Here is a 16,387-nt window from a genome sequence, read left to right as displayed (position 1 = left end):
AGGCCATCATGAACCGTCGCCACTTCTTTCAACTGGCGGGCATGTCCGCCGCCTCCGGTCTGTTATCTTCGGCCTCCTTTGCGCAAAGCGTTCAGAGCGGGGCAGCAAAGTCGACCCCAACATTTCAAGCCAATCCACGCATGACACCATTGCGTGGTTATCGCGGTCAAGATGTGGCCTGCGAATTAGTCTATGTTGAAGGCAAACTGCCAAGTAGTTTGCGAGGAAGTTTCTATCGTAATGGACCTGGCTTATTCGAACGCGGCGGACAACGTTATCAGCATTGGTTTGATGGCGACGGCATGGTGCAGGCTTGGCGTTTCACAGACCAAGGTGTTTCGCATCAGGCGCGTTTTGTGCGGACGGATAAATTTGTGGCGGAGCAGGAAGCGGGTGAATTTTTGGTACCTGCTTTCGGTACAGCGATTAAGCCAAAACGGCCAGTGCGTACATCCGATTCCTTTAATACAGCCAATACCAGCGTCATCAAAATGAATGAACGCTTGTATGCATTGTGGGAAGGTGGATCACCCCATGCGCTCGACCCACACAGTTTAGCGACTGAGGGTATCGTCAGCTGGACGCCTGAGTTAAGCGGCATGCCGTTTTCTGCGCATCCGAAAGTGGAACCGGATGGCACGATGTGGAACTTCGGCACCATGATGGGAAAGCTGGTGCTGTGTCAATTCTCTCCACTAGGCAAGCTGGTCCAACACCGTGTGATGGATGCACCAAGCTCGGCGATGGTGCATGACTTTGTGACCTCGCAACGTTATCTGATCTTCTTGTTCTCGCCGATTCATCTTGATCTGAAATCCGTTCAGGCGGGAACCAGCATGGTGCAGGCGATGCAGTGGAAGCCTCAGGATGGCACGCAATTGTTGGTGATTGATAAGAGTGATTTTAGTAAGTCCTATCGCATGGAGTTACCTGCGATGATGCTCTTCCATTTCGGTAATGCTTGGGATGAGGGGCAGCACATTCGTCTCGACTTTGTGAAGAGTAAAGACCTCGGCAATTTCCAAGTGTCGATGCCGCAAATGATGCGCGGTATCGATGTGACGAATGATCCTTCGACACCGGCTTTCCTCGAAATCGATCTGGCGAAGAAACGGGTATTGATGACCGAGCGCAGCGAAATTCTGGAGTTTCCGCGAGTCGATCCACGCGTCGTCGGCCGCCGCAATCGCTATGTCTTTTATCCTTTCGCGACGCAACAGTCGGCTTACAATGCATTGAACGGTGTTATGCGACTTGATCGTGAAACGGGCAAGGTCGATCGTTTCGATTTCGGTGATCGTATGCGCTTGGAAGAGCATGTCGTGGTACCGAAAGCGGGATCGAGCAAAGAGGGCGACGCGTGGATGGTAGGCGTTGGCTTTGATGTGCAAGAGCAAACCAGTTTTGCGAGTATTTTTGATGCGCAAAATTTAGCCGCCGGCCCAGTTGCTTTAGCGCGATTACCGTATTGGACACCGCATTGTTTCCATGGGAATTTTTACGCAGCCTAAGTTAGCACACCATTTTTAAACGCAACCGTACACCGCACCAGTCAAACTCAGTGTGGTGTGCGGACCTTGATCTAACGCAAATTAATATGATTTAAGCTAAGAGACCGCGGTTCGCGAAAAACCGCGCCATCAGAGGGGAAATCCCGGCTTTGGCCTTTCTCTCTAGTTCTTTTTAGCTAGTCCCAAATCCAGTTAGTGAATTGACCGCCTCCCAGCGCAGCATAGACTTTGCATATCTTCTATCTGTGTTGGAGGCATCATGCAATCGCAAAAGCTCAAAGCAATTCCCGTAGTGACACTAAAACGTAAGGCCATCAGTGTCGCTTTACAATCGACTTTCTTGGTCAGCACAGTCTTGGTGAGCAACATGAGTTCCGCACAAGAGCAGGCCGCGTCTGATCGTAGTACCGAGGCAGATCATAAGCAAACCGTAGTGATTAGCGCGACCCGCTATGAAACTTTGTTGGAGAACGTGCCCTTGTCGATTGATGTGATTGGTCGCGATGAGTTAGAGCGCAATGGTGTGGCCGACATCCGCGACATCGCACGTAATCTTGCCAATATTGAAGTCAAGCGAGCGCCAGCACGCTTCACGATTACGGGTGTTGGGAATGCCACCGGACGCGACGCTAACGCAGGATTTAGTATTCGTGGTCAGGATGGGAACCGCGTACTGATGGTGATTGATGGTGTGCGCTTGCCGCGTAGTTACGTCAACGGCAGCAATGCCTTTGGACGCGATTCATTGGCGATGGACTTGGTGAAACAAGTGGAAATCACGCGTGGCCCAGCCTCAGTGCTCTATGGCTCCGATGGTCTAGCTGGCCTCGTCAACTTCATTAGCTTGACGCCTGATGATTTGCTCAAGAGTCGGTCTGCAGCACAAAAAGAGTGGGCAGGTTCTGTCGCAGTGAATTGGAATGGCGATGATCATAGCCGCGTCTTAACAGGAACTTTGGCTGGACGTATCAACTCCGAGTGGTCATGGTTGATGAGCGCAAATACCGCACAAGGTTCGGAGTTGCGCAATCTGGGAACGAACAATGTATCGAACATTGATAGAACTACGCCGAATCCAGAAACAGATCATAGTCAAGCGGCTTTATTGAAACTGGTATATCGCCCCAATGCGCAACAGCAGCATAGTTTGACTGCCGAATGGGTGCATAAGACTTCGGACATTGAATTACTCTCAAGTCGCGCCAAACTCCCATTGACGAGCGCGTCGGCAGTCACTGGCGAACATGCAAATAAGGACTTCAGTCGTCAGCGCCTGCAATGGACATCACGCTATCAATTGCAGGATAGTTTGGTTGATCACATTCAAACCAACCTGAGCTACCAAGATAGTGATGCCCAGGATAATGGTGTCACGCATCGTAATACCTTGGCTGACCGCGTGCGCTTGGTCTCGTATCAAGAAAATGGCTGGCAAGCGAATATCATGGTCGACAAATTGCTGAAACACGACGCGTATTTCGCACAACGTTGGAGTATGGGCTTGGACTATGCGAGTCTCAGAGTCTCGAATTTTTTTGACGGACTTGATCCAGGCAATGCCGATTTTGTGCCACGTAAATACTTCCCCGACACGCGCGACTCCAGCAAAGCGGTGTTCTTGCAGGATGAAATTTTTGCGGGAAAATGGGTGATCACGCCGGGCCTGCGCATTGATCACTTCGACCTTGATGTCATCACGCAAGCCGGATTTGCGCCACCAGCGAAGACGCCTGCGAAATCATTATCAGGCAGTGCCACCGTACCCAAATTAGGCGTGGTGTATAAGCTTGATCGCGATTGGAACCTCTACGCCAATATGGCAGGCGGTTTCCGCGCGCCGAATGCGCAGCAAATCAATGGTGTGTTCGATAGTAGTACGGTACCCGCAGTGTTGTTAGCGAATCCTGATTTACGCCCTGAGAAGAGCCACACAGTTGAACTGGGTGCCCGCGCCTTGTATGAGATGGTAACCCTCGATTTCGCTGTATTCCGTGGTCAATATCGCGACCTCATCTATGACAAGAAACCGCTCGGTGGCAAAGGTGTCGCTGGTGATCCTGCGATTTTCCAAACCGTGAACATCGATAAGGCCATCATTCAAGGCTATGAGATTCGTGGCAATGTTCAGTGGGGACGATTCGGTGCCTTCGAACTGAGTTCACCGATTGCGATAGGACATACGCAAGGTTGGGATGAGATCACGCATCTGCCGCTCAATTCCATCAACCCCAATAAAGCCGTACTCGGCTTGCGTGTGAAAGATGCCCAGTTTGATTTCCAAATAAATGCACGCCATGTCAGTGCCAAGAATGAAGCTGACTTGAACAGTGCGTATCTTCCTAAGCCTGCGACGCCACCGCGCATTAAGCAATTCTTGGTTCCAGCAGTGAATGTTGTCGATCTGCAGTTCAATTACCAAATCAATCCACAGTTGACGGCGCGCTTGTCAATCGAGAATCTCGGCAATAAGAAGTATTGGAATTGGACCGACGTACAGGGCTTAGCCGCCACCTCGGTTGTTGTTGATGCCTATACGCAAACAGGACGCGCGGCGCATGCGTCCATCTACTGGCGCTTCTAATTTCAAACTTCAGCACAACCCACTGCGCGGCTTTGATTCCGCGTGAATCCAACCAGTGTGAATGCCGGAGCCTTACCGCAGTGTGGTAAGGCTTTTTCTTTTTGTGACGTGAAGTCGCGGTAGTTTACGGTAGAAGATTGGTCTACTTCGACTTTGTGAGATCGATTTCTTCAGAGAAGTGGAGGTCTAACATCTTGCGGCGAATGTCGAGATTGATGATCTGTGTTTTGCCCTCGTCATCGGTCACGCTCATATAGCGAAAGCTGTGCTGGTCGAAGCGTATCCATCGAAACTTCTTTTCGAGGATGGTGATGCGCGCTGGGTAACGCCGTGCATCTGGCACTCCTTCTCGCATTTTGTAATCGTGCACATAGCCTTGGTAGACAGGCTCTCGGTCGTCCGCATACGAGAGTTCCCAAATTTCGTCGCCCGTTTGCAAAACGGCGACGCAGCTTTTGCGGGGTGCTGCATGGATCAAGAAAGCGATCTGCGCAGGATCGTGTCGGTGATCCTTCACCTCGGTGCTCTCGATGACAGTTTCGCTGGTCCGGTCAACGACATCAAGACGTGCGCCGTCAGCAGTAAGCTGAAAACGGAGTGTTGAAGTCTCACACATCTGTTGACGATGGTCATCCTTGCTTGGGTGCTGGCCACTAGCAGGGGCGATAAAACTCAGCAGCGACAAGCCACAAAAGACAGCCAGCTTTGAATATGGTGTCCGCACAAGGAAGCGTGAAAAAATGCGCATAAAAAAATGGCGTGCCAAGGGTAACTGGCACGCCGAAGATGGAACCCTGATTGCTGAATTCCTTGTTCACTCATTTGTTCAATCCCTCATACTTCTGAGGGAAGATTGATTAGTTCAGACTGAGAACATAATCCACCATGGTTTTGATATCGGCGTCGCTAACTTTGCCGCCATTCGGTGGCATAGGAATGGGACCCCAGGCACCGCTACCACCATCTTTAACTTTCTTGGCAAGCAAGGTAGCAGCTTGGGCATTGCCTTTGTACTTCGCTGCGATTTCCTTAAACCCAGGACCTAGAATTTTTTTATCCACGCCGTGGCAAGCCATACAGCCGTTTTTCTGAGTCAGTTCTGGGCCGGTGCTAGCGAATGCTGGCGTAGCACAGAGACCTAAACCAATCACCGCGGTGGCTGTAAGTGATGCAATCATTGTTTTCATGATGAGCCTCTTATCAAATCTTGAGTGCATTAATAAACGTCGTGTTGCGTGTTATTGACATTGAACTTACCTGTTGGCGTGATCAAGCGCTTGTCGCGGATCACTGCTTTCAACTTGCGAGTTTTGTCGTCCACGATCACGATGGCAGATTCTTTATCTTTCGCGCTCCAGACCGAGAACCATACTTCGTCACCAGCTTGGTTGTATTCTGGTTGAACGATACGTTTCGCACCTTCACCTAGGCCAGACCACTCACCGATCGGCAAAGTGACGAAGCCTTTTTCGAGATTGTTGATATCAAACACCGCAACGGATTGGCTGATCTTCGCGTCAGGATGCAAAGGCGTGTCGACCCACAAGTTTTTCGATTTTGGATGAGTCTTGATAAACAAGGAACCACCACCTTGGCCTTTGACCGTATCGACCACTTTCCAAGCTTGCGCTTTGTGTTTCACTGGGTCAGTACCAATCATGGAAATACTTTCATCACCTAAGTGACTGGTCGCCCACACTGGTCCAAATTTTGGATGAACAAAGTTAGCGCCACGGCCTGGATGTGGCGTCTTGCCGACATCAACAATCGCTGCCATTTTGTCTTCCTTAGTATCGACCACGGCAATCTTATTCGAGGCATTCGCAGCGACTAAGAAATAACGACCTGTTGAATCAAAACCACCGTCATGCAAGAACTTCGCTGCGTCCAATGTGGTGACTTTTAAGTTGTTCAAGTCAGAATAGTTCACCATCATGATCTTGCCAGTTTCTTTCGCATTGATGACGAATTCTGGGCGATAGTGAGAGGCCACAATCGACGCCACGCGTGGCTCTGGATGGTATTCATTGTCGACAGTCATGCCACGGGTCGAGACGATCTTCAATGGCTTCAAGGAATCGCCTTCCATCATCACGTATTGTGGTGGCCAGTAGGAACCAGCGACCGCAAACTTATCTTCGTAGCCCTTGAATTTAGATGTTTCGACCGAACGTGCTTCTAAACCGATTTTGATCTCAGCGACGTTATCTGGTTTTTCCATCCATAAGTCGATCAGGTTCAAACGTGCGTCACGTCCGATCACGTACAGATAACGACCAGATGCCGAGATACGCGAAATGTGGACCGCATAACCAGTCTTGACGATGTTGATAATCTTCTTGGTGTCGCCATCAATCAAGGCCACTTCACCAGAATCGCGTAGTGTGGTGGAGAACAAATTGGCAATGTTGTAGTTGTTCATCTTCTTGGTCGGACGCTTCGATGCAGGAATAATTTCCTTCCAAGTTTGCATCATTTCCTTCATACCGAATTCAGGTGGTGTTGGCGGCTCTTGTTGAATATAGCGCGCCATCAAGTCCACTTCTTTTTCGGTCAAGTCACCCGAGGTACCCCAGTTTGGCATACCGGCAGGTGAGCCATACGCGATAAAGACTTTCAAATAGTCTGTACCTTTTTCGAGTGTGATGTCAGGTGTTAATGCTTTACCTGTTGCACCTTTACGCAACACGCCATGGCAACCTGCGCAACGTTGGAAATAGATTTGTTTGGCTGCATCGAATTCAGCCTTGGTCATTGGAGGCGCTTTAGGATTGATGTTCTGGTGCATCGCTTCATTGGCGAGTGGCGAACCACCCGCTTGGTATTTGAGTTCCGCTGCTCCGTGCGTTTTCTCATCCTTTTTCTCTTGTGCGTAGGCGACGCCAGCGATCAATGGGAGTGCTGCGAGCACAGCAACCATGGGTCGTAAACCTGTGCGCAGTACATTGAGTGTATTCGACGTTTTCATCTCTTGTTTCCTCTCTCAGTAAATGATGTAGTGATGTTGTGATGTTGTCGTTCTGTAGGTCTTGTCGTCAGGCTACGCCGCGTGGTAGTCGAAATCATTGACCCCAGTCAAGTTGGATGGGCAATGCAGCATGGTTTGCGATAGATCAAAGCGGCTGTTGGAAACGCGGTGGCTGGGATGTTTGGAGATCGTATTGAAACCCCTCAACGCCGAGTCGCGGAGGGATTGAGGAACGCTGAAGAATGCTGAGGAACCGAAGCATAGAAGGGCGCCTTTTAAGTACTTTGGCTTTTTGGCGTTCACTAAAACTACGACCAGGTGAGATGATTTTATTCGGGCGAAGATTAAGACGAGATCAAACACAATTTACTCGGCGCTCCTCAGCGCCTCTGTGTCTCAGTGTTGAGGGGTTTTCAAAGTTCTTGGGGTTAACCTCGTCCCTAAACCGAAGGATTTCAATGCGAAGTCAGCTGCACGTATAAGCGCGGTAAGATGGTTGGTAGCTCGTTGATGTGTTTGACAATCGTAAAGCCGTTCGCGCCGAATAAGTGGGGGAGGTAATCCTGCGCCCCATCATCGACCGTGACACAAAATGGGATCAAGCCAGCCTCGCGTGCTTCTTGTATGGCGATGCGCGTATCTTCGATGCCATATCGACCTTCGTAATGGTCGAGGTCGTTGGGCTTGCCATCGGTCAGAATCAATAAGAGGCGTCGCTCCGCACTTTGTAGTTGTAGGGTGGCGCTGGCATGTCGCACAGCCGCCCCCATGCGTGTGTAAAAGCCCGGTTTGATTTCGGCGATGCGGGCACGGATCGCTCCGCTATAACGCTCGTCGAAGCCCTTTAAGAGGTGCATGCGGACGTGATGACGGCGCACTGATGAGAAGCCATAGAGGGCAAATTTGTCACCGCTGGCGTCCAAAGCCTCAGAAAAGAGATAGAGACTGTCACGGATCACATCGATGATTCTTTGCTGGTTGTCGACCGCAGCGTCGGTCGACATCGACAAATCGGCTAAGAGTAGGCAAGCAAGGTCACGTTGTTGTCGTCGCCACGCTGTGTACACCTGCGGTAGGGTGGTACGGGCATGGGCTTGTTGTGACGGCTCTGTCAGGAAGCGCACACAAGCATCGATATCAATTTCGTCGCCTTGTGCTTGCGCTTTCAATAAAGTTTGTTGCGGTTGTAAGCATTGAAATTGACGTCGCAGTTTTTGACTGAGGACATGTAATCGCACTGGTAGCATTTCTTGCTCGGTGTGACGCGCTAACATCAGCTCAACGTGGGCGTAGTGCTCACGATAAGACTGCTTCTTGAAGTCCCATTCGGGGTAGCGCAAACCTTCAGTCAAGATCAAATCATCTTCGGCTTCTGCAGGTAGATCCAAATCGAAGCGCAAGCGGCTGGCTAAAGATTTACCGTCATTGGCAATACTTAAGATATCGAGATCTTCGGCGGCTCGCGCAGCATCGGGATTGTCGTCCTCATCGAGGTCACGATTGACTTTCACATACTCCGCCCACGAGAACAAACTCTCGGCTCTAAACAAGAGCATGAAGGGACTCTTTGGCTCGGGCATATCGGTATGCTCGGCCTGAGGTTTTTTACGTGACAAGTCTTGCTTTTGCTCTTGTTGATTTTGTGCCTGCGCCTGATTTTCCTGCTGATCGAGAGCGGTAGGACGCGGCGCGGGCGCTGCCTTGGCCGGTGGATGAGGTGTCATCCAACAGATCACCGGATAGATGCCAACGCTGAGTTCAAGTGGCAGCTTGACGCTACCGGGATGTCGTAGTGCTTGCGCAATCTGCAGCTCGATGGCCTGGGTTTTCTCGCTTGGCTGATAGACTTGTTGGCGCAATTGCAGCAGACACTCGACCAGATCTTGGTAACGTTGTTGAAAAGCGGGCAGGTGCTGGAGTGCATTGAGGGTAGCTGCTTGATTGCGCAGAAGCCACGGCGCCTCGGGTTCGCAATCGTGTGCAAGTAAAATCAGCAGCCACAAATACAATTCACGATTCAGTTCCTTGCTGGGGAAGTAGTCGATGAAACTCGGCAAGAAAAGCTCGCGCTCAGTGCGCCAGCTGCCCTCTTGACGCTCGCCGATGCCTGCGATTCTTTGCAGCCATCCGAGTCGTGCGCCATGTTGGCGCGCAGTACCCGATTGGATCTGCAAACCAGCATCGCCGCCAAGCGCTTGATACAGGATGGCCGCGATGGGTGCGACTTCGTGCAACTCGACCCGCGCCTCGGTAAAACCGCTATAGGCGAGCTTACTGACGATCTTGTCCCACCATGCGCCTACGGTTTCTTCCATGTTTGCTCCTGCTGAGTGTTTTCTTGGTGCTCCTGAGCGCGGTGGATGGTGATGATACGCGCTTGTTTTCCGTTGAGCGCCGCCTCGGATTGCGCCTCTTGATCATGCAACCAAGTGAGTAGCGGTCCGTCAGGATTGTGTGTTTGGCTTTTCTCGCAAGCATCAAGGCATTGGCCACATTGCACGCAGGCGAACATCATGCGTTTGACGCTGCGAGGTTGTAAACGCATAGGGCAGGCGTGGTCACAAGCCGAATCGCAGCTCGCGCAATCACGCGCCCGTGGTCGTTGAAAGCCCACCACCATGGCTTTGCGATTAGCCATCCACGCGAGACTTTGAAATAGCCCAAGCGCGCAGGCGTAGCGACAAAAAAGGTGGCGCGCAAACATAAATTCAATGAAGAAAGCAATGCTGGCAGCCGTGATAAAAACCGCTTGATTGCGGGTGAGCGTCGCATGCCAAAGGTTGTGATAAATCTCCATTGGCGGCAGTAGATAGGTCAGGAGTGCCACCGCCCAAGTCACGGCACAGAGCGCGACCAAGGGCAATACTAAGAACCACCAGATCGGATCTGCTTTGGTGGTACTGCCATCGGGATTATGTTCAGGGATAGGAGCGCTATCCCACAAACTTTGTTTGCCGATCGCTTTACGCAAAGTTTGATTAATTGTTTCGACCATGGAGAAGTGGGGGCAGAGCCAACCACAGTAAAGGCGACCCCATTTCCAGCTGATATAAATGAGAGCCGCTGCAAGACTCAAGAGTGGCAGAATCGCTCTCAAAAAAATGGCGCTGGCGGCTTCTAGCGGAGAGCTTTTGCCTGGCACAAAATGTTCTAGCCCCAAAGTCCAATCGAATCCGAACAGGATGAAATGTTTGAGATTGAGATCGAGCCTGAAAATATCAAAGATAGGGGCGATGATGAATAAGATAAAAAAGCCAGCCTGTGTGAAGCGGCGCCATTGTTGAACTCGCGCAGCTTTTGATGAGGGCTTCGCAGAGGAAGAACAAGAGTTTGAATGTGAAGCGCATGTTGACATTTCTGGAGCTGCCTTCGTCATGGGTACCGCTTTCGTCATCCAGGAAACTGAGAATCAAGCTTCGCGCCACCAATCAGCGGATAACGAAAGAGACGACCAGCTTGTGCATGGCTGAGCGCGAGCACACCAAACAGAATGAAAACGGAGTGCAGGCAAAGCACATATAAAATCAAACCCATCCACGTGTGAACATGGTGAATGTCGCCATAGAGTAGGACCATGGCGCTGACCAAGACGAGCATAAACCCTGCGCATAAACTGGCACGTAATGCTTGTTCAAGATGATTCCTCACCAGAGCCGACGGGTGCTGATGATGGCGTACTAACATCGCCAGTAACAATACAAAAGCAAGGCCTGGTAGCAGCAAAATATTCAGTAAATACAGTGCAGCAGCGCGCACAGCAAGATTGAGTTCTTCCTCGCTGGCAGGGGTGTTGGATGACGAGGTTGGCGCGCTCATAGACTTAGCTAGCAAAGTGGAGATGAATCACTTCAAGTAAAGCGGCAATGGTGCTTGCTTCGTCGCTCAGCGGTTGCGCCAAGGCGAAATGACAAGCCGCACGCGGAGTCAAACCAGCGAGCATCAATTTGGCAGCGTAAATCAAGAGACGTGTCGAAGCGCTTTCTTCCAGATGATAATGTTGTAAGCGGCGAAAGGCCTGCGCAATGGCGACCAAAGTTTGGGCGCAAGCGCGGTCGATACCCGATTCTTGCACGATGATGTCGGTCTCAATCTCCGCTTGTGGGTAAGAGAATTCAATCGCAACGAAGCGTTGCCGTGTTGAAGGCTTGAGGTTTTTGAGAAGATTTTGGTAGCCCGGGTTATAGGAAGCAACCAACATAAACTCGCTCGGTGCTTGCAATAACTCACCCGTACGTTCGATAGGAAGTACTCGTCTGTCATCCGTCAGCGGGTGTAGCACCACAGTGGTGTCCTTGCGAGCTTCGACGATTTCGTCGAGATAGCAAATGCCACCCTCGCGGACGCTGCGAGTTAGTGGACCATCGGACCATATCGTCTCGCCGTCGCCGATCAGATGTCGACCAACCAGATCCGCGGCGCTCAAATCATCATGACAAGCGACTGTGATCAATGGACGTTCCAGACGCGCGGCCATATGGGCAACGAAGCGGGTTTTGCCACATCCAGTTGGCCCTTTAATGAGCAGTGGTAAACCGCGTTGGAAGGCGAATTCAAACAACTGACATTCTTGTCCGACTTCGCGATAGTAGGGAATAGCTTGAGAATGCGATGGACTTACCTTCTCAAGAAGGGCAGCAGGCAAAAAGTCGTTCATGATCTAATGATAAAAAAGAAGCCCGACCATTTTGGTCGGGCGTATTAACTTAAGTGGACGCTTCAGCGACCGGCTCGGCATCGCCGGCGCGGGCAAAGAAGCTAAAGATGTATAAACCCAAGCCGATCAGGAAGATCACACCAGAACCCAAACGCAACCAATAGAAGATGGCGAGTTGATCTTGTGTACTCATGAAACTGAGTGGAGAGCTTGCTACACGTTGTAGCCACACTTGCAAAATACCGGCCGCAGTCAAGAACAAAGTAATGAATACCATGGACACAGTCATTAACCAGAACGACCACATTTCCATGACTTGTGCACGATTGCTATTCGCCAAACGTCCACGCATGAGTGGCATGGTGTAACTGATCATGGTGATGACTACCATCGCATACGCACCATAGAAGGCCATATGACCATGGGCAGCAGTAATTTGCGTGCCGTGCGTGTAGTAGTTGACTGGCGCTAACGTATGCAAGAAGCCCCACACACCAGCACCGAGGAAAGCCATCACACCAGTGCCCAAGGCCCACAAGACAGCGGCACGGTTAGGATGATCTTTCCGACGACGATTCACCATGTTGAACGCAAACACCGTCATCATGAAGAATGGGATTGGTTCCAGCGCAGAGAACACGCTACCCCACCATTGCCAATATTCAGGTGCACCAATCCAATAGTAGTGGTGGCCGGTACCGATGATACCGGTAATGAGTGACATGGCAATGATCGAATACAACCATTTTTCAATCACTTCGCGATCCACACCAGTTACTTTGATCAAGACAAACGCTAACATCGCACCGAGAATCAATTCCCACACACCTTCTACCCAAAGATGGACAACCCACCACCAGTAGTACTTGTCTTTGACGAGGTTACTTGGGTTGTAGAACGAGAACAGGAAGAACACAGCGAGGCCCCAGAGACCCGCTAACATGACGAGGCTAATACTGGTCTTGCGGCCTTTTAAGACCGTCATTGAAATATTGAAGAGAAATACCAGAGCTACTACCACAATGCCGAGTTTAGTCGGTAGCGGCTGCTCTAAGAATTCACGTCCCATGGTTTCCAGAATGTCGTTGCCGGTCAGTTTGGCCAGCGAGGCATACGGAACCGCTAAGTAACCGACAATGGTTAAGGCGCCTGCCACCAAGAACACCCAAAACATGAGCATCGCCAATTTAGGACTATGCAGCTCACGTTCAGATTCCTCCGGCACTAAGTAGTATGCCGCACCCATAAAGCCGAACAGGAGCCACACAATCAAGAGATTGGTGTGCACCATGCGGGCCACATTGAAAGGAATATAGGGGAATAGAAAATCGCCGATCAAATACTGCAAGCCCATGATCAAGCCAAATAGAATCTGGGCGAGAAACAGGGCGATGGCCGCGATGAAATAAGGCTTCGCGACTGCCTGTGATTTATATTGCATGAGTTTCTCCGTTAGGTTTTGTCATCTCGACTTTGTAAGGAAGTCCAAATTAACCCTCGATATTGGGTGGCCAACTGCTGGTGTTGATCTCTGAGGTGTATTTCAGAAACTCGACCAAATCATTGAGTTCGCCTTCGTTGAGATGAAATTGCGGCATTTGGCGACGCCCCGGTGCACCCGTGGGCTGGGAAGCCATCCATGCTTTGATAAATTCTGGGCCACGGCGCTTATACACATTGCCGAGTTCAGGAGCGAAATAGGCGCCTTCGCCGAGCAAAGTGTGACAGCCGATACAATTGCGTGTTTCCCAGATCTTTTTGCCGCGTGCGGTGGCTTCAGTCAGCTGTGAGCTATTGTCGCGCTTCGGCAAGCCACTCATGGTGTCGAAAGTGAGACCAACAAAAAACAGAAAGAAGAAGACGGAACCTCCATAAAAGATATTCCGCGCGGTGGATTTAGTGAACGATGAGCTCATCTTGATATAACCCCATGCTTGAAACCATCATCAGTTTTGAAATATGGAAATAGTGATGATGGATGTTAAGAAGGGCATCATTGACTTCAACCCTTCCACGGACTGTAGTTGGTCGCTTGACACTACGCGGGGGATGGTAAAGAGTGCAGTGCGCAATTTCCTTGACTGCAGTCAACTTTGGAAAATCAGAGACAGAAAGCGAATCAACTTGCGAGCGAATTGTCGGCAAGCTTGATCGACATCAAATGAAGTGTGATCTTTTTCTGCGCGAAAAAAAGCCTGCTCAGTGTTTCATTGAGCAGGCTTTTTGATGTGGAATGACGAGCTTAACGCTTCAACTTCGCAAAGGCAGAGGCCATGGCGCTATTCATGGCGTTATTGGCCATGGAATTTGCCGCTTGATGACTTTGTTGTTGACGATGTTGATTGAGGCGACGGGAGTCATCGCGATCAGCGCGCTGTTCGGGTTTGCTACCTGGTTGTGGCGCTGAGTCTGTCAAACGCATGGTCAAGGCGATGCGTTTGCGTTTTTCATCGACCTCCAAGACTTTGACTTTGACCACTTGACCCGCCTTGACGACCGTATGCGGATCTTTGACGAAAGTATTCGAGAGTGCCGAGATATGCACTAAACCATCTTGATGCACGCCGATGTCGACGAAAGCACCAAAGGCAGCGACGTTCGTAATCACGCCTTCGAGGATCATATCGGGACGCAAGTCTTTGATCTCTTCGACACCGTCTTTGAAAGTGGCGGTCGTGAATTCGGGACGAGGATCGCGGCCTGGCTTTTCTAATTCTTTCAAGATATCGGTAATGGTCGGTACACCGAATTTGTCATCGGCATACTTGGCTGGCGAAATGCCTTTGAGTGCCGAGCTATCACCAATTACAGTTTTGACGTCTTTCTTAATGTCGGCCAAGATTTTTTCGACCAAAGGATAAGACTCTGGGTGAACCGCAGAACGATCGAGTGGATTATCGCCATTCATGATGCGCAAGAAACCAGCTGCTTGCTCAAAGGTCTTATCGCCCAAACGTGGCACCGAGCGCAAATCGGAACGTGATTTAAACATGCCTTTGGCATCGCGAAAATTAACAATACTTTGCGCGACACTACTCGAGAGGCCAGAGACCCTCGCCAACAAAGGCGCAGAGGCTGTATTGACGTCGACGCCGACCGCATTTACGCAATCCTCCACCACTGCATCGAGTGATCGCGCCAATTGTGATTGACTGACGTCATGTTGATACTGACCCACGCCAATCGATTTCGGATCGATCTTCACCAATTCCGCTAGCGGGTCTTGCAAACGACGTGCGATCGATACTGCACCACGAATCGTGACGTCGAGGTCAGGCAATTCTTTAGAGGCGAATTCAGAAGCAGAATACACTGAAGCGCCCGCTTCAGACACCACGATCTTGGTCAGTTTGAGTTCTGGTTTGAGTTTAATTAAGTCTTGCGCCAACTTATCGGTTTCGCGCGAAGCTGTGCCGTTACCAATCGAAATCAAAGACACATTATGTTTGGCAGCAAGTTGTGCCAAGGTATGCAGAGCGCCATCCCAATCATTTCGTGGTTGGTGCGGATAGATGGTGGTGTAGTCAACCACCTTGCCGGTGGCATCGACCACGGCGACTTTCACGCCGGTACGCAAACCTGGATCAAGACCCATGGTTGCGCGTGGACCAGCAGGTGCCGCCAGCAACAAATCTTTGAGATTGCGCGCAAATACGTGGATTGCTTCCACTTCCGCTTTCTCGCGCAAGTTCGTCATCAATTCGGTTTCGAGATGCATGAAGACTTTCACACGCCATGCCCAGCGCACGGTGTCGCTCAGCCATTTGTCGGCGGCGCGGCCTTTGTTGCTGACGCCGAAATGTGCGGCAATACGGCTCTCGCAGGGATTCAAAGGGGCATCCCATTTTGGTTTTTCTTCTTCGCTATCGAGGCGCAAGTTCACGGTTAGGAATTCTTCGCGGCGGCCGCGGAAAATCGCCAAAGCGCGATGCGAAGGAATAGTGCCTAGCGTTTCGCTGTAATCGAAATAATCGGCGAATTTTGCACCCGCATCTTCTTTGCCTTCGATGACTTTCGTTTCCACGATGCCGTGATCAAGTAAGTATTCACGAATACTTTGCAAGAGGGTCGCGTCTTCGGCGAAACGTTCCATCAAAATTTGACGCGCACCATCGAGTGCCGCTTTGACATCGGCAACGCCAGGATTATCGCCATTGGCGGTCGAAAACGCCGGCTTTAAATAGGCTTCGGCAGCGGTTTCAGGAACTAAGTTAGGATCCGCCAACAAAGCATCGGCCAAAGGTTGAAGACCGGCTTCCACAGCGATCTGTGCTTTGGTGCGGCGTTTTTGTTTGTAGGGCAAATACAAATCTTCAAGACGTGTTTTATCTTCGGCGTGCGTGATGGCATCGAGTAAAACCGGCGTCATTTTGCCTTGCTCTTCGATCGATGCGATGATCGCGGCGCGACGGTCTTCCAGTTCGCGCAGATAACGCAAGCGATCTTCTAAAGTACGCAATTGAGTATCGTCGAGTCCACCCGTGACCTCTTTACGGTAACGAGAAATAAATGGCACGGTCGCGCCTTCATCCAACAAGCCGACAGCAGCGGCGATTTGTTCAGGTTTAGCGCTCAGTTCGGCGGCGAGGCGATGTTCAATCGAAGGTAACATAAATCATTCAATAAAAATTCAGGATAAAAGCTGAGGTGTACGCCCATCACATTGGTAGAAA

At 50.6% G+C, this 16,387-nt stretch carries 12 protein-coding genes; 2 read left to right on the top strand and 10 right to left on the bottom strand.

The annotated features are described in order from the left end of the window. The first annotated feature begins 8 nt into the window (after window positions 1-8). Together RF679_RS16550 and RF679_RS16545 are read left to right on the top strand one after the other, a co-directional pair. A complete protein-coding gene (locus RF679_RS16550; RefSeq protein WP_309481734.1) occupies window positions 9-1,511 on the top strand; it encodes a carotenoid oxygenase family protein in 1,503 nt (500 codons plus the stop codon). Between the two features lie 259 nt (window positions 1,512-1,770). Then, the gene (locus RF679_RS16545; RefSeq protein ID WP_309481733.1) at window positions 1,771-4,092 is read left to right on the top strand and encodes a TonB-dependent hemoglobin/transferrin/lactoferrin family receptor; all 2,322 of its coding nucleotides are present in this window, start codon (window positions 1,771-1,773) and stop codon (window positions 4,090-4,092) included. Between the two features lie 142 nt (window positions 4,093-4,234). Here the strand turns inward: RF679_RS16545 and RF679_RS16540 are convergent, their stop codons facing one another. The 10 genes from RF679_RS16540 to RF679_RS16495 form a co-directional block, all read right to left on the bottom strand. After that, on the bottom strand, window positions 4,235-4,840 hold the full coding sequence (locus RF679_RS16540) for a hypothetical protein (RefSeq protein WP_309481732.1): 606 nt from the start codon (window positions 4,838-4,840) through the stop codon (window positions 4,235-4,237). 109 nt (window positions 4,841-4,949) lie between these two features. Continuing rightward, on the bottom strand, window positions 4,950-5,279 hold the full coding sequence (locus RF679_RS16535) for a c-type cytochrome (RefSeq protein WP_309481731.1): 330 nt from the start codon (window positions 5,277-5,279) through the stop codon (window positions 4,950-4,952). A 29-nt stretch (window positions 5,280-5,308) separates the two neighbouring features. Continuing rightward, window positions 5,309-7,060, bottom strand: a complete 1,752-nt coding sequence (locus RF679_RS16530) for a cytochrome D1 domain-containing protein (protein WP_373921695.1) — start codon at window positions 7,058-7,060, stop codon at window positions 5,309-5,311. Window positions 7,061-7,515: 455 nt separating this feature from the next. Continuing rightward, a complete protein-coding gene (locus tag RF679_RS16525; RefSeq protein WP_309481730.1) occupies window positions 7,516-9,375 on the bottom strand; it encodes a nitric oxide reductase activation protein NorD in 1,860 nt (619 codons plus the stop codon). Beyond that, window positions 9,360-10,436 carry a 4Fe-4S binding protein gene (locus RF679_RS16520; RefSeq protein ID WP_309481729.1) on the bottom strand — a complete coding sequence of 359 codons (1,077 nt, stop codon included), beginning with the start codon at window positions 10,434-10,436 and terminating at the stop codon, window positions 9,360-9,362. Before RF679_RS16520 ends, RF679_RS16525 begins: the two co-directional genes overlap by 16 nt. A gap of 14 nt (window positions 10,437-10,450) precedes the next feature. Then, a complete protein-coding gene (locus RF679_RS16515) occupies window positions 10,451-10,876 on the bottom strand; it encodes a hypothetical protein (protein WP_309481728.1) in 426 nt (141 codons plus the stop codon). 4 nt (window positions 10,877-10,880) lie between these two features. Beyond that, entirely contained in the window at window positions 10,881-11,714 is an 834-nt protein-coding gene (locus RF679_RS16510) for a CbbQ/NirQ/NorQ/GpvN family protein (protein ID WP_309481727.1), read from the bottom strand. A gap of 49 nt (window positions 11,715-11,763) precedes the next feature. Then, a complete protein-coding gene (locus RF679_RS16505; RefSeq protein WP_309481726.1) occupies window positions 11,764-13,155 on the bottom strand; it encodes a cbb3-type cytochrome c oxidase subunit I in 1,392 nt (463 codons plus the stop codon). Between the two features lie 49 nt (window positions 13,156-13,204). Beyond that, window positions 13,205-13,630, bottom strand: coding sequence for a c-type cytochrome (locus RF679_RS16500; RefSeq protein WP_309481725.1), 426 nt, complete (start codon window positions 13,628-13,630; stop codon window positions 13,205-13,207). A gap of 326 nt (window positions 13,631-13,956) precedes the next feature. After that, window positions 13,957-16,326, bottom strand: a complete 2,370-nt coding sequence (locus RF679_RS16495) for a Tex family protein (RefSeq protein WP_309481724.1) — start codon at window positions 16,324-16,326, stop codon at window positions 13,957-13,959. Window positions 16,327-16,387: the final 61 nt, after the last annotated feature.

It is taken from the genome of Undibacterium cyanobacteriorum (genome assembly GCF_031326225.1).
In the GTDB taxonomy this organism is placed as follows: Bacteria; Pseudomonadota; Gammaproteobacteria; order Burkholderiales; family Burkholderiaceae_D; genus Undibacterium; species Undibacterium cyanobacteriorum.
Note: the sequence above shows the minus strand (reverse complement) of the source record. Positions and strands in the feature narration are given on the sequence as shown.